Source organism: Flavobacterium azizsancarii, assembly GCF_027980145.1.
In the GTDB taxonomy this organism is placed as follows: Bacteria; Bacteroidota; Bacteroidia; order Flavobacteriales; family Flavobacteriaceae; genus Flavobacterium; species Flavobacterium azizsancarii.
This window is the reverse complement of sequence record NZ_JAMZNK010000015.1, coordinates 11,646-36,259: the sequence shown is the minus strand read 5'-3', so window position 1 is coordinate 36,259 and position 24,614 is coordinate 11,646. Positions and strand designations below refer to the sequence as shown.

The following is a 24,614-nucleotide window of genomic DNA, read 5'->3' as shown; positions in this document are numbered from 1 at the left end:
TGAATACAAAAAGAAATATATTTCTTCTAAACAGCTCATTTTATGTATTTTAAACAATTGAAATACCTTTTTTAAGTCTACAAAAAATCTATGTTTCTATGTGTTGAAAACAGGTTAATTATTAATTTAAAATTACCAAAAGACGGTATATAATGCTATTAATACACCGCTGATAATAAATGATCCAATAATAAACTCTGAGGAAACCCTGAACATTGATTTATCAATTTCGATTTTTAATGTTTCCTGTTGTTCTTTAGTTTCAGGGTTTAATAGGCTAATTGCAACCATTATCAATACGATTAAAAAAAACGAGATGGTCATTCTGTCTAAAAAAGGATAATCCGGAAAAGCACCATTTGTCCATACCGGCAGGAATTTTAATACTGCTGCTAAAGGTACGGTCAGCAATGCCCCCGCAAGTCCGGCTGAAGGCGTTGTTTTCTTCCAGAACATTCCCAATAAAAAAATAGCCAAAACTCCCGGCGAAAAGAAACCAACATACTCTTGTATGAATTGATAAGCCTGATCTAATGATTTTAATGCCGGAGCAACAATTGCAGCAATAAACATGGCGATTATCACGACCCATCTTCCGGTAAGGACTAATTTTCTTTCTGAAGCATTTTTATTGAAATACTTTTTATAAATATCTAAAGAAAAAATCGTCGAAATACTATTTGCTTTTCCTGCTAACGAAGCTACGATTGCTGCGGTTAATGCGGCTAGGGCAACTCCTTTTAATCCCGCCGGTAATAAATTCATTAAAGTTGGATAAGCCTGATCCGGTTTTAAAACTCCTGCGGCATCTACCATTTCTTTTTGAAACATACCGTTTTGATGCATTACATACATAGCAATCCCCGGCAAAACAGCTATAATAGGCACTAATAATTTCAAAAAAGCAGCAAATAAAATTCCTTTACGGGCTGTTTTTAAATCGGCTCCCAAGGCGCGCTGAACAATATACTGATTACAGCCCCAATAGGCCAGATTATTGATTAGCATACCTCCTACAAGTACAGAGATTCCAGGAAGTTCAGCATAATGAGGGTTTGATTTGTCAAGGATCATATGCAGGTGTCCCGGTGCTTCTTCTTTTAGAACCATGAGCCCTTTCAGGATATCTTTTCCAAAACCAAACTGCTCTGACAATAAGGTCAGGGACAAATAAGTGGTTACCAAACCTCCCATAATCAATACGATAACCTGAAACATATCTGTATATCCTATGACTTTCATTCCTCCTAGTGTAACGATTATAGAGAATAAACTTAATCCGATAACACAAAATTGAAAGCTGACGGGTGCGATTGATGAGATGGCCAAAGCACCTAAATAAATGATCGAGGTAAGATTTACAAATACATAAATCAACAGCCAGATTATGGCCATAATGGTACTCACTGTATCGCTATATCTTTTTGCCAAAAATTGCGGCATCGTAAATATCTTATTTTTAAGATAAACGGGTAAGATGAATATCGCGACAACGATTAATGTGGCAGCCGCCATCCATTCATAAGACGCAATCGCCAGCCCAATCGCAAAACCGGAACCGCTCATTCCTATAAAATGTTCAGCCGAAATATTAGAAGCAATCAGGGAGGCACCAATTGCCCACCAGGTAAGAGAACCTTCGGCAAGGAAATATTCGTTAGAACTCGTTGTTGCATTTTTCTTGCTTCGGTAAATATACATTCCGTAACTCGAGACCAGTACGAAATAGATAAAGAAAACAATGTAATCTGCGGTTTGTAATGCATTCATAATGGTGTGGTTATTTTTGGTTAGTCAGTAAAGTGCATTCTAAAATGTGTATGTTTTTAAACAAGTGCAAAGCTTAAAATAAGTCAGTCTTCCTATTATTCTTAACCCCCTCTTTTCTCTTTATTCTTTCCTCTCTTTCTATAATCTATTCTCTTCATTCTATTCTCATCATTCTATTCTCATTATTCTATACTCTTCATTCTATACTCTTTCCTCTCAAACTTTCAAAAACCATCTCCTCTTATACAAAAAATAAAGCAAAACAAGCTGCACTACTGTTACGGACAAAGCTGTAAAAACGGGTTGCCAAAGGAGAGGAAAGAACTTGATGATTCCTCCAAATACAAAATCGGCTGTATATTTAAAATCTACCAAGCCTTCTGCTGCTATATAAATCAAAATCGAATTTGAACCGATTAACAGTAAAGGGAATGCCCATTTATGAAATCCCAAAATATCAATTGTCAGATAGAAAAAAGTAAAAAACAAAATACTAAATCCACCTACAAAACATACAAAAGAGCTTGTCCATAAATGTTTATTAATCGGGAAATCATAATCCCAAATAATTCCTATTAGGATCAAAACAATTGCCGAAGCAACCATGACAGTTAATTTATTCTTTCGTGAAAAGTAGTTATCCGTCTTTAAAAATGTGCCTGAAAAAACACCCAACAAAGCCGTCGCAATTGCTGGTATTGTCGAAAACAAACCTTCAGGATCATATACTGTGCTGTGCAATCTTCCCGGCAAAAACAAACGATCAATATAGCCTTCTAAGGAACCTTCTTTGGTCAAAATACCTGCTCCAAAATCAGGAACAGGAATAAATTTCATTGTCAGATAATATCCTGCCAGAATACCTGTAAACCATATCAGTTGTTTTTTTAAATCAAAATTCAAATAGATCATACCTGCAAAAAACCAGGCAAGTCCAATGCGCCCCAATACACTGGCAAAACGGGTTTGATCAAACCCGTCAAAACGCAATAAGCCGTTGACAACAAATCCTAAAAACAATAATATAGAAGTTCGTTTTAGCATCGATCTGTATATTTTCTGTTTTTCTTTTGTTGGCAGTTCTCTTGGCGTTTTTACACCTGCCAGATTCATTTTCTTTTCGAAAGAATACGGCATAGAAACCCCGGCAACAAATAAAAAGATGGGAAAGATCATATCATAAAACGTAATCCCATTCCACTCTGCGTGGTGCAATTGCGACGACATCCAGATAAAAACGGGAATTGGTACAGCCTTCGCCAGCGCGTGCATGATATGTTCTCCGCTCATAATCCAAAACATAACAAACCCTCTCAGAGCATCCAGAGAAACCAATCTTTCACTTGCAATAGTTTTATTCATATTGTACTTATTTAAAAGCATATTTATCCTGTTGAGCCTCTTTTGTGAGATCAAAATTTTATAATTATTTCCTTTTATGGTATAGATGATGCATCAATACAATTCGCTAAAAAAGCAATTGTATGACTACAGAAATTTGAAAATTAAAAGCAGCAACAGGTACTTTACTGCTTTTAATTGTCCTTTATTACTTTGGTTCTATTGGCTTTATGACAAAGCCGTAACTGTATTCATTTTGTTTTAGTAAATACTGTTCGTGTGGATATTCGCCCCAACTGTTGTCTCCACCTAAACCCCGTTGTGCCAGATCAACACAAACAACAACTTCATTTCTTGGTGTAATATCACTTGAATGCATGTTCTTTTTTGTTAGTCCCGCATCAAAATCACTTGGATAATTATTCAAAGTACTCATTCCTAAAGGCTGTAATCCTTTTATTTCTAAACCTTTTCCGTTTTGATTTGAAAGTTTGAACCAACGGATATCTGTTTTATATCCGTTTTCCTGAGGACGAGTATAAGGAACATATTGATCGGCCACTTTACTTGTATAAATTCCTTTCAGTGACGAATCATTTCTATCTGAATAATTTTCCCAAGGTCCTCTTCCGTAATAATCCAGATTTTCGAGCGTATTTTTAAGAACGAAAATCATCCCGAAACGTGGCATATCCGGCACCGGATTAATTCCTTTTTTATAAGAAGGAACTATTTCTAAAGCGCCGTCACTACCCAAAGAATATTTGATCGTATAATCAGAAGCAATATCGTTAAGCTTCATTTTTGCACTAACATATTTTTTTCCGTTTTCTTCAATCATCTGAATATTTTCTAAACTGCTGTTTTTTCCGGCTGTTCGCCACACATTCGCTTTTACATTCATCTTATTTCCGTAATCATTATCTGTTGGAGCTCTCCAGAAATTAGGTTCCGGATATTGTTTAAAATATTCCTCTCCATTGAAACTATAATACGAAATCAAACCTGTCGCCTTGCTGATCTTCACAATAACATTGGTTGTACTCAAGATAAATTCATTTTTCTCCTCCTGAACTTTTGATGAAGAAGCGGTTGTTTTTTCAAAATAATTATCCCCATCCAAAACAAATTGTTCTTTAGCAATTGCAAAATTTTGAGGCAAAACTTCTGAACCAATTTTAGTATAAGCAAAAACATTAAGTAAATATTCTACTCCTTGTTTTGACTGCAATTTTGGTAAATTAAGTTTAAATTGTTTTTTTGATTTCGGATCTAAAGCGACATCAATTGTGCCCTCTTTTATAACGTTTCCGTTTTCTAAAACCTGATATTTAAAATTGTACTGATTCAGATTCGTAAATCCAAAATCGTTTATGATATCGATTACTCCATTCTTGATATCAACGGCTTCAAACAAAATATCCTGATATACTTTTTTTACTTCAAATGCTCCGGGATGCGGTGTTCGATCCGGCCAGACTAATCCGTTATGGCAAAAATTCTCGTCGTTGGTGTAATTCTGACTTCCCATATCTCCTCCATAAGACCAGTAATTACGTCCCGCTTCATCTTTTACCAGAAATCCCTGATCTACCCAATCCCAAATAAATCCGCCCTGCATGTTTTTACTGCTTCGAATAATATCCCAGTATTCCTGAAAATTACCGTTGCTGTTTCCCATGGCATGCGAGTACTCGCACATAATAAACGGACGGGTAACTTCTTTGCGTGCCGCATATTCTTTCATGTAGGCAATTGTTGGGTACATGGGACACACAATATCTGTGTTTTCATTTTCTCTTGCCTGCTCGAACTGTACCAAACGGGTGTTATCTCTCTTTTTGATCCATTTATAAGCTTCATGAAAAACGGGTCCGTTGGCACATTCGTTTCCTAAAGACCAAAGTATTACCGATGGTGCATTTTTGTCTCTTTCTACCAGACTGTAAATTCGGTCTAAATGTGCTTCTCGCCATTCCGGAAGATAAGCAGGATGTGTTTTGGGATTCATAAAACTTTGTCCCTCTACTCCCATTCCATGACTTTCAATATTGGCTTCGTCTACTAAAAACAAACCGTATTTATTACACAATTTTACCCAAAGGATATTGTTTGGATAATGACTACAGCGTACTGAATTGATATTCAACTGTTTCATCAGCTTAATATCTTTCATCATCGTGGCTTCATCCTGATAATGTCCTGTTACAGGATTATGCTCATGAATATTCACGCCGTGCACCATCAATCTTACACCGTTTACCAGTAATTGCCCTCCTTTTAGTTCTACTTTTCTAAAACCTATTTGAGTAGCTACTGTTTCGATTATATCTCCTTTTTCATCTTTTAAGGTTAACAGTAATGTGTATAAATTAGGCGTTTCACTGCTCCATAATTTGGGGTTTGATACCTTTTGCCCAAAATTGACTGTTTGAATTGTATTGCCTTCAAAATTTACTTTTACATCTTTAACAAATATATTTTTACCGGAAGCATCTACCAGTTTTGCTTCTAATTGTTGATTGTTTACGGCTTTTGACGTCAGATTTTTTAGAGTAACTTCTACATTTAAGCTTCCGTTTTTATACTTAGCATCTAAATCAGGTTTCGCAAAAAAATCAGCAATTCTGGTATCATTTGTACTATATAAATAAACATCTCTGTCTATGCCGGAAAGTCTCCAGAAATCCTGATCCTCGAGATAAGATCCATCGCTCCATCTGTACACTTCAACAGCCAGGCTATTATTTCCGGTTTTTAGGTATTTCGTAATATCAAATTCTGCCGGACTTTTTGTGTTTTCCGTATACCCTACTTTTTCTCCGTTTACCCAAATGTACATTGCTGATGTTCCTGCTTCAAAATGAAGATAAACATGGCGATTTTTCCAGTTTTCCGGTACTACAAAATCTTTTTTATAAGAACCAACCGGATTATCTGAATGATTTATAAATGGCGGGTTCCTCTCAAAAGGATACGTAATATTGGTGTAAATGGGCACTCCATAACCGTTTAATTCCCAGTTTGAAGGCACTTGCAATTCTTTCCAGTGTAAAGTACTGTAATCTTGCTTATAAAAATCTTTTGGACGCTGATCGGGTGTTGGCGACCAGGAGAATTTCCATTTTCCATTCAATGAAAAATACCACGGCGAATTACTGTACTGATCCATTATTGCAGACTTTTCATCTGCATAAGGAAGAAATGCCGCTCGTGCCGGTTCTCTGTTGATTTGAAATACTTCCGGGTTTTCCCAATCGTTTCTCTCTTTTTTATCCTGCCCAAAAACTGTCGTTCCGTAAATTACAAACAGGCTTAATAAAAGTATTGTGGTTTTGATTTTCTGCATTTATTACTGGTTTAGGTATCTTTAGATTGAAAGATTTATAAAATTCAAAAAATAAGCAATCTTGGTTTAAAACTTCATTTTCTCCGGCAAATATTTAGCGACTAATTCTTTATAATACGGCAATAATGCTTTTACATCTGGTTTTACGGGTGCCTTTGTATATAAATCGTAAGGATTGAATTTGCGTACCCAGTCAAACATTTCTACATCTTTCTCATTCATCAAATGGGCATAGGCATTTTCTTTGTGCTGTGAATAAAACGAGTGATAACGAATCATATATAAGGCAGGATCCGGCAGATAATCTTTCATAATCTGATACAGATATTCATCGTGTCCCCAGCTCATTTTTACTTTATCAAGTCCGCAATTTTCAGCATAAACACCAAATTTAGTATTAAATCTTTCATCTGTAAAATCTGGATTTTCTGAAAAAAATTCAGGGTATACAATTTTATCCGAGTAAGAACAACCTACCGGAAATGTATCGCCAACAACTGCCCATTGAGGTTCGCCAAACAAACATAAAATCTTTCCTAAATCATGTATAAAACCGGTCAGTACAAACCAATCCGGATGACCATCTGCCCTGATAGCTTCAGAAGTTTGTAAAAGGTGTTGCGTCTGGTCTAAATCAATATCAGGATCACTGTCGTCTACAAGTGTATTTAGAAAATCAACGGCTTCCCAAATCGACATTTCTTTTTTATTAAACTGTAAAAATTCAGCTTCTTTACTGCATACAAAATCGTAAGTCTGATAGGTATGATTTATTCTGTAAAATTCCTTAACGGTTTCTACTCTCTCTGAATCGACATAATTTCTAAACTCGTCTTTTTCTTTTACGGGTTCAGAAGGATCCGGATATCGTACTAACAAATCGTCTTCCCATTCATCCAGATTATGCAACGGATTATTACTGTCTAGTGGCTTTTTCATAAGATCTAAAATTAAATGTTACCTGACAAAAATAGCCTTATCATTAGAGAACAAAATGGACTAATACATCAAAAACATGGATAGATTTTAAATTTATGTGATTTTTTTAATAACAAAACATTAAGTAACCAATTCTTTTTCAAACACATAAAGATCTCCTGTTGATTTAGGGCTAATTATCAAATAAATAATTGCCATCTATCTCAGCTGAGAAATATAATTTAAATAAAACCTGAATATTGGGACAACAAAGCTGTTGTTTTTTGGCTAAAGCCAATTTATCTTTCATACTAATTTACCTCCAGCTAAAGCAGGAGGCAATTCAAAGAGAATTATCAATTATCAAAATAAAATGGATCGATTTTGACACGAATTTCACGAATTTTCACGAATTAAATTTGTCATAATGGTAAAATTCAGAATAATTACAATTCGCAAAAATTCGTGAAATTCGTGGCTAAAAACACCTAACCAAGACGCACTGCTGTGCGCCTCTACGATCAAAAATGTGAATATCTCGCAACAAATCATAAAAATACATAACAATTAAAATTCGCGAAGATTCGTGAAATTCGTGGCTAAAAAAAACACATAACCAAGACGCACTGCTGTGCGCCTCTACGGTATAAAAATTTCAAAATTTACTTCAATTAAATTCATCCAATTCGTGGCAAAAAAATAATTGAAACATTCTTTTTCCTAATCAAATCGCTCTTTGTATTTTTTGAATAAAGTATTCATTACCAGAAGCACAACTCCAACTCCTAATAAAACCAAGGCTCTGATTAGGAAATCTGCATTTGATAAATCGAAAAACATAAGTCGGATTACGCAAACACCTACTAAAGAAAGTGACACGTAACGGAAGTATTTCTCTTTAAGGATAATTCCGAGTATCAGTAATCCTAAAGATTCTAAAATCCAGAAGAATGTCAAGATTCCTTTGTCGAATGAGAGATATAAAAATAAACCAATGCTAAATGTAGCAGGATAAATTATAATACTGTTTCTGAACTGAAAATCTTCAATATACTTATAGATGATAAAAACGTATAATGCCAAAAGGGCAAATATGATCAGATAAACAAATTCAAATTTAGATTCGTAATACGTGAAACTAATAAAAGCCAAATGGAAATTTGCCAGTAAATAATACACGATACTGATTTCTTTTTTATCTCCAATTTTTTTATAATAAAGCCCCAGGTTTATTATAGCGGTTGTCGCCCAAAATACAGGAAGCCACTTGTGTTCTAACTGTGAGAACATAATGATCGAAAGCCAAATATTTATGACAATTTGATAATCTATTTTTAATGATTTTATAAACTCTTTTTTGTTCATCAGCAGTACTAAAACAACCAATAAAACAATACTGGAAAGTTGTAAAACCCAAGCTAACCACGTAAAATCATTTAGTTCTTTGATGCTGTAAAAAACAGATGTCATAATAGACAAAAGCCCAATAAGTATGACCGATTCCGGGACTAATTCTATTTTTTCATATAATATAAGACCAAAATTCAGGATGGCTAAAAGCATAAATAGTGGCGCTAAATAAACTACTTCTACCTGAATAAATAATAAAGCGATTACCCAAAGGTTTTGAATAATAGGTAAAAATGCAATAAACATTTTACCATCTTCTTTTTGGCTTTTTATTTGCAGGTAACTATAGCCCACAGATAATAAAACAGTAATTGCCTGTATCGCATATAAAATATTTTTGCTCACCGTATTTGCTTCGAAAGCAGCTAAATAAAGGCTTAGAAATATCCCTCCAATTAAAAGCACAAAAGAATAAATATTATAACGTTTAAATCTGTAAATTTTTTGAAAAAGCCAAAAAGTAACTAATGCCAGACCTCCTAAATAAACAGGAATATAATCGAGCGAAATACAGGTAAATCCAAAAACCAGGGCGTTAAAAAGAATGAATTCAGAATTGATGACATTGAAATTTCCCCAGCCGGAAACAACAGCATTCGATTTGTTCCTGATTTTATCTGCAAATAATATATATATTTCAATTATTGATAGTCCAATGGCAATGAATCCAATTTCAGTATTGCTCAAAAATCGGGTATTATAGGCAAATAACGCGCTTCCAAATACCGAGAAAGCAAGACAAAAACCGTACAGCAAGATCTGGTTGTCCGTCGTAAGTGTTTTACGTTTGAACTGAATCCATAAAAACTCATGATTGAGTAAAGCGATAGCAAACCATCCAAAAATCTGGATAATAGTATAAGGCGCTAAATATTTATATGAAAGCGAAATTAATAATAGATTGATACCAATGATTCCGATAGTTTTGACAATCGAATCATCATTATACAATAATTTTACAAACCAGTTTAACGTTACTATAGTTACAATCCCTAAAGCAAAGACAATATCCAAATTAGATTTTGGCTCTGTGAGCGTTAACATTAATCCTGTGCCAATGGTGATGACTAAAAAAGTAAATCGTCCAAAATCGAATGTGTTTGTCTTGAATCTGAATCGTAAAAGACACCACAATAAAGCAATAAATAAAAGCGGGTAATAAAACGAAATTTCGATGGTATGGTACCAGCTTATAAAAAGCAATATGGAGAAAAATACGGAGAAAACCCCGTTTAAACTCAAATCTTTCTTGAAGAAGAAAACATCAATTTCAAGATATTCTTTTTTTACAGCACAAAAAACAGGAACCAGTAATGTTGCAAATGTCATAAAAATGACCGCTGCAAAAGAGTTCGTAATATGGATTTGCTCAAAAGACGGATTAATGTACAAAAGGAAAAAAACTAAGGCCACCAAACAGAAAACATGATTGATCGCTAAAAATATTTTATGCAATAAAATTTCTTTGCTTTTATAAACAACAAACAAACAAGCGATCACCAAAAGGTACAATCCGCAAACGATAATATCATAGCCTACCATCCAATCGTTCAGCATTATGATGCTTAAAGCAAAGAGTATAAACGAAACCATTCCGTCTAAATGATACAACCAGATAATCTTTTTCTTTCTGGCAAAAAGGGTTGCACAAAGACAAAGAACCGCGGCTGTAAATAGAACGAAAATTTTGATTTTGCTTCCGGTAGAATGCAATATCAAACCTAAAGCAAATAAAACCCAGTTAACAAGGTGCGTTATAAAAGCGATTCGGTCAAAACGAGTATTAGCATAAATACTGCGGTATTGCATGTACATACAACTTACTGAAACCAAAACAATACCAAGTATGGCAAAGATGTTTTCAGACGAACTTAAAACACTGGTTCCTTGTGTAAACCAAATGTCAAATATTATAAAGGCAGAAATAACAATCAATAAATGATATTCCCATTTTTCTTTATAAGATAAAATTATTCCTGCTGTTGCCGTTAATGAAGCCAATAAAAATGTAATTAATAATTTTTCAGGAATTACACATAAAATCAGAAAACTCAGTATCACGTGAAGGGATAAAAAAGTTTGCTGTTTTATGATGTAACCAATATATAAATTGATCCCAATTCCAATCCCGATGAGCGAATATGCGAGCGGAATATTATCTATAAAAGCAAGCGCCGGAATTTGTGAGGCACCAAAACAACCAAACAAAAACAAACTTGCTCCGGCACTGCGAAGCCAAAGTCCTGTCTTAAACCATTTTTCTTTTTTCTGCAGGAAATAATACGACCCCGCTAAAATTCCGGCATAAAGCCACAGAATCAAAATCCTGAACATTGGCGAGACTTTCATGGCAGTATAAATACTCAGGTAGCCAATCCCTAAAACCATAATGGCTGTTCCTAAAATTCCGGTCCAGTTTTCGGCAAATTGCTGCTCCAGTTTCTTGATTAAAATAGAGAAAGCGCTTTCTACATAAACTTCTTCCTCGTATTTCTGAGGTTCCGGCTGTTCTTCGATCTCATATAATTGCTGAGGACGAGTTTCTTGTATTTCAATATTTTCTACTGATTCCGGTGTTTTTATTTCCGCTATACTTTCTTTATTATCATTGATATAAATGGTTGGATTCTCGAAGCTCAACGCCAGTTTTTCGAGAGCTTCTTCATTGCCTGCATTTCTCTCATTTTGAACAGAATCCTCAACAATATTGAAATTATCAGGAATGATCGGAGGAAGAACTTCCTGTATTTGTTCAGGAATTTTTCCAATTTCCTCGATTTTTGATGCTATACTTTCGGCAACAAAATCAGGTTGTGTTATTTGTTTTTTGATTTCTTCCATCTCTTTTTTCAAAGAGTTGAAATCATCTTTATTTTTTCTACAGAGAGAATCTAAGTATTCGTTTTCCTTTTTTAGATTGGAAAAATTATTAAATAAGATCGCAATACAGGCAATTAATGCCAAAAGAATAAAATTCTCCATAGTTTAAATTTAGAATCGGCTAATGTAAGAATTATACTTTTAAATCAATTTTAAAAAATAAGTTTCTCATTTTATGCTCAATTTTTTGCGTTTACTGTTAAAATTCGGATATAATGTATTGAACACCATAATAGTTTACCAAGAATCGAACGAATTATCACGAATTTGATTATTGCAAATAATGTATTTAGGTTCGCCACGAATTACACGAATTTGATTTCTGTTAATTCGTGTAATTTGTGGCAAAAAACCGCTAGCATAAGACGCACTGCTGTGCGCCTCTACGGTATAAAATGTGCTCAGAATATATTGAACGTACTATTAGGTTCGCCACGAATTACACTAATTATCATGATTTGTGTTAATTTGTGAAATTTGTGGCTAAAAAATCGCTAGCCAAAGACGCACTGCTGTGCGCCTCTACGGTATAAAATGTGCTCAGAATATATTGAACGTACTATTAGGTTCACCACGAATTACACTAATTATCACGAATTAATTTGTGCAAATTCGTGTAATTTGTGGCTGAAAAACCGCTAGCACAAGACGCACTGCTGTGCGCCTCTACGGTATAAAATGTGCTCAAAATATATTGAACTCAATTTTAAATCTGCCACGAATTACACGAATTAACACGAATTAATTCGTGATAATTCGTGCGATTCATGGCAAAAAATCATAGATTGACCATTAATTAATCAATTTACTAGGCGGAAAACCAAACTGTTTTTTGAAACATCTGCTGAAATACAAAGGATCATTAAATCCTACTAAATTGGTGACTTCAGAAACATTGTATTTTTTGGTTTTTAGAAGCTCTGCAGCTTTCTTCAAACGTATTGTCCTGATAAATTCATTTGGTGCCAAATCCGTCAGTTCCTTAATTTTCCGGTATAATTTAGAAGAGCTTACACCTAATTTATCGCATAAAAAATCTGTCGACAGATCGACTTCACTCAAATTATCATTGATTAGCGTTGTGATTTTACTCATAAATTCCTCATCAATTGGCGAATGCGTCAATAAACTTATTTTACTTTCGACTTCTCCGGAGAATTTTACTTTGAGTTCTAATCTTGATTTGATAATATTTTCAATGACTGTTTTTAGCAACAAAGGTTCAAAAGGTTTTACCAGATAACCATCAGCGCCCATATCATATCCTCTTACTTTATCTACATTTTCTGCCAATGCAGTTAATAAAACAACAGGAATATGACTGATAAATTCATCGTTTTTTAGTTCTTTACAAAATTCTAATCCGCTCATAACCGGCATCATGACATCTGCAACACATAAAATAGGTTTTATTTGTCGGCAGATTTTCAGGCCTTCTTCTCCATTTTCGGCATCATAAACTTTATAATAATCAGAGAGATAATCGACCAGATACTTTCGAAGTTCAATGTTGTCTTCTATAACAAGTATTTTTTCTTTTAGCTCTGTGTTCTGAATAATCTTTTTTGCTGCTTTTTCAGGAATAAGCATGCTGAGATTATCATTTTTCAAAGCATATTCAAATACTTCTTTACTGTCGTAAGATTCCCGATCTATTGGAAGCTCGACTCTAAAAGTACTTCCCTTTCCCGGTGTACTTTCTACAGCTATACTACCCTTATGAAGTGCTACTAAAGATTTTACTAACGATAAACCAATTCCTGATCCTGTATTATTGGCTTTACTATTTGATGCCTGATAAAATCTTTTGAATATTTTTTCCTGACTTTTTAGAGGAATTCCAATACCATCATCGCTTACTTCTATTATCAATACGCTTTCAATGCCGGATTTTAGCCTTAGGCATAAATCTACATTTCCGTATTTATTAGTGAATTTTAAGGCATTAGATAACAGATTATAAAGAATCTTATCGTATTTATCGTTATCGATCCAGCCGTTGATACTTTCAATATCAGAAATAAAATTTAATTTAATTTTCTTATTGTAGGCCATTTCTTTATACGAATCAAAGATGTTTTTTGAATAGGCCAGAATATCTGTTTTCGAAACTTTAAGTTTTAATTCGCCTGACTGTGCTTTTCTAAAATCAAGTACCTGATTTACGAGATTTAAAAGTCTGCTGGCATTTTGATAAATCAGGTTGTACCTGCTTTTTTCATATTCGGTTGCATTACTGTTATTTTCATCCAATAATTGTTTGGCAGGGCCTAAAATAAGCGTTAGCGGAGTTCTTAACTCATGCGAAATGTTGGTAAAGAATCGTAGTTTTTCATTGTTGAGCTTAACATCGTGTTCTCTGTTTACTTTTTCAGTCAGCAATTCTTGTTTTAACCGGATGCGGTGTTTGATCTCTCTTCTGATAAAATAAAAAATACAGGAAAGTGCCAAAATAAAGAGCACAAACGAAGTTGGCGTTAACCAAAAAGGCGGCAAAATCTTTATTTGATAGGATACCACTTTGCTCCAGTGCCCGTCACTATTACTCGATTTTATTTTGAATACGTATTTGCCGGGATAAAGATTGGTATATTGAACAATTCTGGAGTTACTATTGGCTGTAACCCAATGTTTATCAAAACCTTCAAGCATATACTGAAACTTATTCAGCTTTTCATTTGCAAATGAAGGCGTTGAAAACTGAAGTGAAAAATTTCGGTTTTTGTAGTTCAGTTCTACTTCTTTACCATAGTTTAAATCTTTCAGAAGCGGAATCTGTCCATTGATTTCCATGTCCGGAAACACTTCTTCATTCTGAATTTTAAATTCGGTAATAACCGGTTCCGGTGACCATTTATTTCTTTTCATTGTATGGGGCGAAAAGGAAATAATACCATTTTTGCCTCCTAAATAAATAGTGGAATTATTGAAATTAAAAAAACCACCTGAGCTAAAAACATCTAATCTGTTACCACTATTGACATGATAAATATTGATGTCTTTCAGATCTGATTTGACCCAGGCAATGCTATTGTTATTGATGTTTAGCCATAAATTTCCGTTTACATCAGAAACCATATCAGTAATCCACTTTCCTGAAAGCTCTTTAAAATTGGTAATTGTTACGAAACTGTTCTTTTTAGCATCATAGAGACATAATCCAAAACGGGTCGAAGCCCAAATTCTTCCTTTGTTGTCGATAATAACATCGCTTACATTGTCTTCGTGCGGTAAAGCGTTTTCTTTTTTAGAAAGTGTTTTATACGTTTCTATTTTACCTGATGGGTAATTGTATCGTACAACGCCTGTTTCTGTGGCGAACCAGACATTATTTTTGCTGTCTTTTTCTATTGCATTAATCTGGAAACCGGGTAGTAATTTTCCTTTGTCTGCCAGAACTTCTAAGGTTTTAGTATTTAATATAATCGCACCTTCGCCAAAAGACCCTACCATAAGAGACTGCTCACTGATTTTGTTGAATGCAAATACGGGGGATGTATCAAAGCCAACGCTAATTTCTGTTGATGAATTAGTACTATAATTATAAACCAGTACATTACCATCCCAGAGACCACAATAAAAAATCCTGCCATCATCTGAGTAAATACTGGCAATATCTTTTGCTTTATTGTGGAGCGGTACAAACCCTTTGGCACTCGAAATAAAGAGTCCGTTATGACTTGTTACCACAATTACTTTCTCATCATAGGTTTTAGAAAAACCACGTATACGAGGTGCCTGATTGCCAATAAAACGCGATATATCTTTGTTGAGTGTAAACTGATTTTCGTATGGATCGTATTTATCTAATCCGTCTTCTGTCCCAATCCATAATACTCCCGAAGCATCAAAATACAATGCCGAAACTAAATTATCTACTATCGAGGTATCATCTGATAATACGGAATAATACCATTTATAATCACTGGTTTTAATATCTTCTAACTGCTTACAAACTAATAATCCACCTAAAGTTCCTACCCAATATTTACCATCCGGTGCCTGGGCAACAGACAAAAAGTACGGACCTAAACTGCCTCGGATTTCTTTGTTTTCGATGTATAAATTTATAAACTGATCGTTCTTTTTATCTAATTTATACAAACCTTCGCGAGTTCCTATAAAGATATCGGACTTGGCGTCTTCGTATATAAAATTGATATACGGATTTTTGACATTCGAATTAGGAACTGAGAGTGCATAATTATTTATTTTTACAATTGCTCCTTTGCTGTCTAAGGTTATTTTTGCAACTGATCCTTTCTCATAACTTCCAATCCAGATATTGCCTTTTTTGTCTTCAAAGATTTCTTTTACGTAGTCAAAACCTTTTATCGGAATTTTTTCGAATCTATTTTCTTTTAGGAAAAACATATAAACTCCTTTGGTTTTGGTTCCTACCCAGACTCTTTTAAATTTATCAACATGAACGGAACGAATCTCTTCTTCGGGCAGACTGTTTGGATTATTTTTTTGTTTTAAGAAAGTTACAAAAACCTGTGTATCCATTTTAAAAAGGGTGAGTCCTTTTCTGGTGCCTATCCACAAATGATTCGATGCTTCATCGAGTTCTAATGCCGTAATATCGTCGTTGTTTAATTTGTTTGTGCCTGATGCGGCACTCATATAATTTTTGAACTGATAACCATCAAAACGATTCAATCCTGAAAATGTTCCAAACCATAAAAACCCTTTTTTATCCTGCACAATATGTCTCACAGAATTATGAGATAAACCATTGTTGTCATTATAATGCGTGAATTTTATATTCTGCGAATTAGAATAAAAAAATGCAATCAGACAAAACAGTAGGATATAAGGATTCGGTTTCATGAAATGGATTATAACTGCAATATACTCTTTTAGGCTAAATTATTATTATATTTTTAAGGAGTTATTCGCGAAATTTTACTGGTTTTTAAGTTAATTTCAAAATGATCCGCAGGCTGGCCTTTCATTGTTTTCAAAAATATTCCTGACCACAAAACCCACTTTTGATCTTTTGATTTTTCTAACTCTTTGCAGACCATTTCATATTGTTTTAATCTGCTGGTTCCTATCTCGCGAAGGGCGAGTTCATCTGCATTTTTTAATCTGTAGAAATCGAATATCATATCAAAACCATTCCAAGATTCAAAATCTTGAAAGGTTAAGGAATTCGATTTTAATGTTGCAGCAACTTCTGTGTTATTTTTATTGAAAAGCAGTAACTCTTTTCCGGAAAGATCCTGAATTGATTTTAAAAATGCAGTCGGAAAATCTTCGGGCAAAAACCTGAGACGTACTAATTCTTTCAAATGCCATTGGGTAAAATCTTTATAATCTTTGGCATTCAAAACTTCTTTATTCCAAATTGCGGGGCTTTTTATATTTTGCAAATGGGCGTATTCTTGTTTATAGAAAGGGAATAAACTATTGAATTTTGGAACAGAACCTACCACTACCGTTTCTACCTCAACATTGGTCTGAGAATCAATGGTCAGTATTTTATACGCCGGCATATAAGCGGCCAAAGATGGCGTTTGAATATTAAATAAAGTATTGCCTTTAGCTGTTGTTTGTACTCCTGTATCGTTGATGTGCATGTGTCCGCCAAAATGAATCTGAATGCCTGCATCTGCAAATTGTTCTGCTACCTCTTGATTGGGAACTCTTGACAACTGCATTTTGTCAGCACCAAAAAGTAATTTTAATTCGGGCGAGGCACCATTATTAAAATCAACCATAGGATAATGACTAAAAGCAATTAATATTTTACCTCTTTGTCTGGCTTCTGCCGAAACCTCTCTTACCCAATTGATTAAGTGATTTTTATAAATAAGAACATTATTATAACCAATACTGGCTCCGGAAAAATCATTGGGATTATCTGCTAAACCTGATAATTTTTTATTGGGAACATAGGCATTGGCATCTATCGCCAAAAGCCAGACGCCTTTTACGGGTTCAACCAAATAACTGGCATCGGGAAGCGATAAATTGGTGTTTTTTATGGTATATGTTCTCTTTTCTAAAACAGATTCTGCTGCAGCTTTATCAAAATTATAACCTTCATACGCATAGGTTGAAAATGGTGTCTCCCAATACAAATCTTTCTTTTGTGGAAAAAATCCAAAAGAAGCCATTTCGTTCAATGTCTCTTTATATCCCCAGTTTTTTATATCGGCGGTGATAATGGGTTCTAATTGATTGTCTTGTTTTTTGAAATTGGTTTTAGAACTGCTTATAATTTGTTCCTGACCGTCTTTGCCCAGAAAATCGGTTTTTACGGCTTCTTGCGCAAAAGGTTTTACAGCATCATGATTTCCTGTGGTTACAAAAAAAGACATGCCTTTTTCTCGTGAATATTGATCCAGTATTTTTCTCAATCCGCGAACATGAACCGGTTGTCCGTCATCGCTAAAATCACCAGGAAGAACAACTAGTTTAATGCCTCTTTTTGAGATGTCATTTAATGCTTCTAAAAAAGCAAAGTAATTTTCATTAAAAATTCGGGTCGAATGCAATTGCGAACTCATTGTTCTTATATTGGCATACTCCCCGGTTACAGGATTTTTGATTCCCTGATACTCATTGTCTTCAAATTTTGCAAAAATATCCTGTAAATGAGCATCGGCAATAAAGGCTATTTGTACAATGTCTTTTTTTTCTGCCTGTTTTGATTTACAGGCATATAAAGAAAGTAATAGCATTAATATTCCCGATACTCTTAACATGTGATATTATTTTAAAACTCAGGAACTATCAGCCTATTTTATATAAGCTTCTAATTTATCCAAAGTATTGATTTCTTGTTCTCTGGCACTTGCCGATATAATTTTTGTTTCTAAAGATTTGGTTGGTTTCGAGATTAATAAATACTGTGTTCCATCATCTGTACTTTTTTCATAATCTTTAGGATTGTATATTATAGCAGCACCTATAGGTACAATTTCTGCAGCAACATCTTCAGGATGTTTTCCCCAGACTGCGATGTAATTAGTTCCTCTTTTTGTTTCAAAATCTTTGAAATAATTTACTCCTGTAGCAAATTGTACTTTTTCTCCGGTCAAACTAACAGCTTCTACTTTTGCATCTCTTTTTCCTGAAGTAACCGTAACACGAACTAAAATATCAACTTTTTTTCCTTTGTAAGGAACTCCTCTTGAAATCATTTCCATCCAAGAAGTTGTATCTGTTTTCCCTACACGTGCCAAACGATTCGTAACAGGATTCAACGGTACTAGTTTTTCGCCGTCCCAAAGTTTTACACCTCCTAAACCTACAGTTGATGCTACTTTGTAATAATCAGCTCCCCATCCTTCTTTTTGCTGTTCCGGAGTTGGATACCATTGTGCTTTTTTTAATTCTAAACCCGGTTTTGCTTTAGAATAAACGTCTATGGCAACTTTATCACTAAAATAAATACGCAATGCCATCCACTCATTTTCAATTGCGGGCCCGTGATGCCCAATTGTTTTATATAAATCTCCCGATTCTGAACCTATGTCAGTCAGGTATGTTATTTTTTCAGATTTCATATACAAACTGGTGTCTGTATTATTTTGTGCAAAGCAAATTGAGCCAAACAACAAAGCAGTGATAAATGATAATTTCATGATTTTTATTTTATATATTTAATTTTTGTGAAATTAAACTAAGATTTCAACAATACCCAAAGATTTTATTATTAAAATAGATTCATTTTGTGATGAAATGGTGTAAATCCTGTTATATAAATACGTTTTCCACTAGTTCTAAGGGTTCCCTGATGATAGGTATATTCTTCACTATCTAAATTTTCTACGTTTAAATGTTCACATTTTCCCGGACCAAATTGTATTGTATCTCCCGCCATAACAATTTCTCCAATGCCGGATTTAAGGAAATAGTTATTTTTTTCCTCTGTTATGTCTCCCTTAATTGTAGTTTCTTCATTAAAACACATTTCAATAGTCACTTCGACATTTGGCGGGCCCTCTACTTTAAAATCTAAACTTAATGCTCCGTTGTTTTCAGTAATTTCGATTGTTGTGATTTGCTTTTTTACATTGCTTTTTATTCTCGAATCAAAATCCATTTTATTCCAGAACCTACCGTCCAGCGATTCAGATAATTTATAATCTCCATCTGCTTTGCGAAATTCCGGGGCAAGAGGCTGATAATAATCTGCTTCTTTGATTTCTTTCAAAATGTACTTATTCCCTTCTTTTACAATACCGTTGCTGCTGAAATATCCCATTCTAAAAAATGACGTAGACAATCGCATGTATTTTAGTATTGAATTTCCTTTTCGATACATTAGAAAATTAGGATTTGAAGATCTTCCTGATACAATCTGAACGGGCTGGTCGTTGCCCCCAAATAGTGTTACAGAAGTTTTTCCGCGTCTGATTCTTGCCAGATTAGAGATTTCAAAAAACTTTTCAAAATCATCATCAACCTTCCCATTCACAGCAATTTGTTTCTGAAGCGCTGCATTTTCCATAAAAAAAGCCAACGAGTCTGATAAGATATCATTTGTAAATTCCGGCAGATTTTCGATCGCATTTACCATATAAGCAAATATTGGATTACGACTATGAATTGCCATATAGCGATACTGCAAATAAAACCTAGTGACTTTTAAGGACATGAACTGATCTTGTCTTTTGGAATCAACCGTCACTAAATCGCCGTTGGGTTCTGTATAATAAAAATAAGTGATTAGGTTCTTGTGTACTATTTCTAATAATTCCGGTCTGTTGAGTTCTCTTGACATTGTAATCAAAGCTTTGTCAATAACCGCCGAGTAAACACCACTTCGCTCAGAATAATGTCCGTCTTTATTGATATAAATGCCTTCGGCCAGCCATTGATCAATTCTTTTGATATATCTCGCATCGGGATAAAGGGAATTAATACTGGATAAAGCGGCACAAATAACCCATCTGTGATTTGGAGTATGAACACCGCCCGTTGTCATAGCTTCGCCGGCATTTAAAATAAACTTTTTTAATTTATCTCTTAATTCTGTCAGATCAATTTGTTTTTCTCTCTTTAGCAAGGCTGCTGCAGGACAAATATATTCTAAGATAAAAGCCGTATCAGGAGGTGATTGCCTGTTTCCTCCGGCGTCTAATGTGCCATCTGCATATTGTGATTTCAATAAAACGCCGGTTGCACGATTTAACTTTTCAGACACAAGTCCGGATTTATAATATTCAGATCCGGGATTTAATAGTGACGCTGTCATCACGGTTATTGAATTTGCTACCAAACGAAAATTACTGACTCTGATATTTGGGTCAGCCGGTTTTTCGTTTAATATAGCCCGAACCTTCGCATCATTATTGAAAATGAGCTTTTTCATTAATTGAATATCTTCTTTATCTGTATTACGATCGAAAAATATATCATTGGCAAAAACAACATCACTAACCAATGCTCCCGCTAATGTGAGGCCTGATAATCTAATAAATTCTCCACGGCTGATTTGTTTCATGTATTATTTATTGTTTTTTAAGTTTCGAATTATCTTTTTATGCAATGAAAATTTAGGAAAACAGATATATCAAATCGAAATATTTCACCCCGATGGGGTTCTTGAATATTGATTCATTATTTTTTCTATAAATATGTCATCCCGATGGGATTTAAAAATCTCAATTTCATTTCATTAAAACTATAAATGTGTCGTTCCGCTGGGATTTATCAATTATTATCACATTTTTATATCAAGCTCCGGAGGAGCGATATATTTATAGCAAATCAAATCCTGTACACAGAATAAAGCTCCAGATGAGCGATATCTTTATAACAAAATCAGAATCCCGCACACAGAATAAAGCTCCAGAGGAGCGACATATTTATAACAAATCAGAATCCATGCGCAACATAAAGCTCCAGAGGAGCGACATATTATACCTGCAATTAATATCACATTCATAAAACCAAAATCATCACAACGACATAGCAAATTCTAATATTTCACCCCGATGGGGTTCTTTCATATTGATTCATTATTTTTTCTATAAATATGTCATTCCGCTGGAATTGAAAAAAAAAATAAATTTCAATTAATTAAAACCTATAAATCTGTCGTCCCGCCGGGACTTAATCAATTAATATTATCTGCTATTTTCACTAATGTGAAATTTATTCCTAATGGGTTTTTAATTATTTTACAGATCAACGGAAATTCGGGATTTTTCACAATCCACATTTCAGTTTCATCAACCTGTGCTACGACGTGTAAAGTATCCAGTAGTTTACCTTCTATGTCAATATTGTTATTCACTGAATTTTCGTCTAACACATAGGTTGTATTATTGTAGATGAATTTGTTGTTTTTTAGCAAATCCTGATAAGCAGATTGCGAGATCATAAAAAATGTCTCTGTTGGTCTCAGGTTCAAAACCGGTGCGTATTCTCCCTGATTAAAACTGAGGGCATTACCGTTTTTCAATGCTTCCGGCAATGTTACAATACTGCTTTTTACACCTCTGGTATCTAAATCGAAAATTAGCTTATCACTGATTATTCTGGATGTAAGTGTCAAAGTTCTCGTTTGCCTGTGAAGTTTACATATATAGCTTAATTCTGTATTGTTCTTAAGGGTTGGAATGTATTTTTGCGCTGTTCCTATCTGATGCATGGCACACACAAGAAGGATTAAAATTGTGTTTTTCATCTTGTGCTTCTTTATTTTGTTGGTGGTAAAATTGCAGTTCCCCAAGCGGAAGGTTTTGAATCCATTTCGAGAACCAATTCGCCGCCTTTGGCAACATCATCGTGTAAAATCCAGGCTTTGCTGTAGTGCTTTCCGTTTAGTAAAGCTGATTTTATATATCGGTTTTTATCACTCATTTTTTTTGCCGAGATTTTAAAATACTTCCCATTTTCTAACTGCAGCGTTGTTTCCTTAATCAGTGGTGTATTCAATAAATAATACGGCTGACCTGCATTAGGATACAATCCCATCATATGAAATGCCAGCCAGGAAGACATCGCTCCTGAATCATCATTACCGGGCAAGCCTTCATGTGAGCTATTGAAATTATCCTTGATAATGGTTCTGATTCTGTCACTGCTTAAATAAGGTTTCCCGATCCAGTGGTACAAACACGGGGTTAAAAATGATGGTTCGTTTGCTACGTTATACAATTTGGTATCAAAAAAAGTATCAAGTCTTTTTTGAAAAGCTGCTTCTCCTCCGGATTTACGAACGAGTTCGGGAACATCATGCGGAATACTTAATGAATATTCCCAGGAATTGCCTTCGTAAAAAAAGACGCACCAATGGCACACGTACCAAGGCGATTCAATGATAACTGGGGTATATTTGAATGTTGGCTTTTGAATTTTCGATTCTCCAAAAACAATATCGTCCAGCCATTTCCCTGAAGCATCTTTTGGCATGATAAAACCTGTTGATCCGTTATTTACATAATCTGAGCGCCAAAGATTTTGCCAGTTGTCGGCTTGTTTTATGTATTGATTGTAGAGATCCGTATGGTTCAGTCCTTTGGCAATTGTTGCAATATTATAATCATTATAGGAGTAATCAATAGTTCGGTTTCCTGCTCGATCTGTACCGTAGGGCACATAACCAAATTTCAGATAATCTAATAATCCGCCCCTGCCTTCTTTTTCCTCATTTCCTCCGGGTGGTACTGTGGCATCTTTAAGCATGGCCTGCAAAGCCAGTTCATAATCTATACCTTTTAGATTTTTTACAAAAGCATCGGCTAAAACGACCTCTGCATTCGAACCGCCTTGTGTACGGCCATTATCATTTCCGCTGCGGCCTTCGGGCAGATAACCTTCGCGTTTGTAAATGTTTAGCATGGCATTGACAATTTCGACCTGACGTTTGGAATCTATTAGTGTAATCAAAGGGCTGGAACTTCTAAAAGTGTCCCAAATACAATAAAAATCATCGTAATAAGGCTCATCGTTTGTCCACAATGGATTCTCTCCTGTTCTGTCTGTCGGCATTATCATGGTGTGATACAAACCTGTATAAAACATTTTTCTGTATTCTTCAGATGTATCTGCCGAAAGCTGGATACGGCCTAACAATTGTTCCCATTTATTTTCTAAGCTCGCTAAAACTGTATTAAAATTCCAATGCGGAATTTCTACTTCGATATTGTTTTTTGCTTTTAATTCGCTTAAAAAAGAAATTCCGATTTTTACATTTAATTCTTGTTTTACTTCGTTACCAAAAGAAAATAATGCTGCTGTTTTTTTTCCTGAATCAAATTGAGCAGATTGATTGTTGTAAAATTTCCCGTCTTTCCAGGTTACATACTTTGCAATTGGCTGATCAAAAACTGCCCAAAAATAAACGGTATAGGCACGGCCATTATTCCATCCGCCGCGAATTCTGCTATAACCGCGAACTTCTGTATCGGAGACGATTTCTATTTGAGAACCTACAAATTGCTGCGCTTCCCTTCCGTCCGATTTTGATTCTTCTCCTAAGAAAAAGCCCGGATCAATCTTTACATTTTTAGCTGTGTTTTTAGGATAGGTAATTCGATAAAAGGCAACTTTCTCTGCTGTTGTTATTTCTGTTTTGATATTATTTTCTTTGAAAACGGTTTCATAATATCCCAGCTTTACAATTTCTTCTGCTCTGTAAGATGTTTGATCTAACTTATCTAAAGCACCTGAAAAAGGCATGATTTGAATGTTTCCATACTTTGGCCCGCCACCGGTACCGCTTACATGAACCTGACTGAATCCTGTTACTTCTTTTGGCAACGGAAGCCAGCCGCTATTTGGACTAACTGTGCAATCCGGACTTGGTTTCACCATTCCGTACGGGCATGATGGACCAATAAAAACCCTGCCAACTCCTTCTGATCCTATCATGGGATCTACATAATTGTGAAGCTGCTTTTGGGCATTTATTTCGTGGGTACAGCATAATGCTATTCCTAGAAAAGTTATGATTTTAATAGATAATTTCATTTGCTTT

The 24,614-nt window shown here is 34.7% G+C and carries 11 protein-coding genes; all 11 read right to left on the bottom strand.

The window, feature by feature from the left end; all coding sequences use genetic code 11:
- Nucleotides 1-132: 132 nt before the first annotated feature.
- Entirely contained in the window at nt 133-1,770 is a 1,638-nt protein-coding gene (locus NJT12_RS11155) for a sodium/sugar symporter (RefSeq protein ID WP_271335984.1), read from the bottom strand.
- 216 nt (nt 1,771-1,986) lie between these two features.
- Complete coding sequence (locus NJT12_RS11150) at nt 1,987-3,132, bottom strand: acyltransferase family protein (RefSeq protein ID WP_271335983.1); 1,146 nt, start codon at nt 3,130-3,132, stop codon at nt 1,987-1,989.
- A 187-nt stretch (nt 3,133-3,319) separates the two neighbouring features.
- Complete coding sequence (lacZ, locus tag NJT12_RS11145) at nt 3,320-6,460, bottom strand: beta-galactosidase, LacZ type (protein ID WP_271335982.1); 3,141 nt, start codon at nt 6,458-6,460, stop codon at nt 3,320-3,322.
- A gap of 66 nt (nt 6,461-6,526) precedes the next feature.
- Nucleotides 6,527-7,399, bottom strand: a complete 873-nt coding sequence (locus NJT12_RS11140; RefSeq protein ID WP_271335981.1) for an inositol oxygenase family protein — start codon at nt 7,397-7,399, stop codon at nt 6,527-6,529.
- Nucleotides 7,400-8,098: 699 nt separating this feature from the next.
- Nucleotides 8,099-11,770 (bottom strand): hypothetical protein, encoded by a 3,672-nt coding sequence (locus NJT12_RS11135; RefSeq protein WP_271335980.1) that lies wholly within the window; start codon nt 11,768-11,770, stop codon nt 8,099-8,101.
- A 690-nt stretch (nt 11,771-12,460) separates the two neighbouring features.
- Nucleotides 12,461-16,501, bottom strand: coding sequence for a hybrid sensor histidine kinase/response regulator transcription factor (locus NJT12_RS11130; protein ID WP_271335979.1), 4,041 nt, complete (start codon nt 16,499-16,501; stop codon nt 12,461-12,463).
- Nucleotides 16,502-16,554: 53 nt separating this feature from the next.
- Nucleotides 16,555-18,384 carry a metallophosphoesterase family protein gene (locus NJT12_RS11125; protein WP_271335978.1) on the bottom strand — a complete coding sequence of 610 codons (1,830 nt, stop codon included), beginning with the start codon at nt 18,382-18,384 and terminating at the stop codon, nt 16,555-16,557.
- 33 nt (nt 18,385-18,417) lie between these two features.
- Nucleotides 18,418-19,266: a DUF4861 family protein gene (locus NJT12_RS11120; RefSeq protein WP_271335977.1), complete on the bottom strand. Its 849-nt coding sequence runs from the start codon at nt 19,264-19,266 to the stop codon at nt 18,418-18,420.
- A 71-nt stretch (nt 19,267-19,337) separates the two neighbouring features.
- Entirely contained in the window at nt 19,338-21,131 is a 1,794-nt protein-coding gene (locus tag NJT12_RS11115; protein ID WP_271335976.1) for a hypothetical protein, read from the bottom strand.
- Between the two features lie 615 nt (nt 21,132-21,746).
- Nucleotides 21,747-22,319, bottom strand: coding sequence for a hypothetical protein (locus NJT12_RS11110; RefSeq protein ID WP_271335975.1), 573 nt, complete (start codon nt 22,317-22,319; stop codon nt 21,747-21,749).
- A gap of 11 nt (nt 22,320-22,330) precedes the next feature.
- Nucleotides 22,331-24,607, bottom strand: a complete 2,277-nt coding sequence (locus NJT12_RS11105) for a GH92 family glycosyl hydrolase (protein WP_271335974.1) — start codon at nt 24,605-24,607, stop codon at nt 22,331-22,333.
- Between the last annotated feature and the right edge of the window lie 7 nt (nt 24,608-24,614).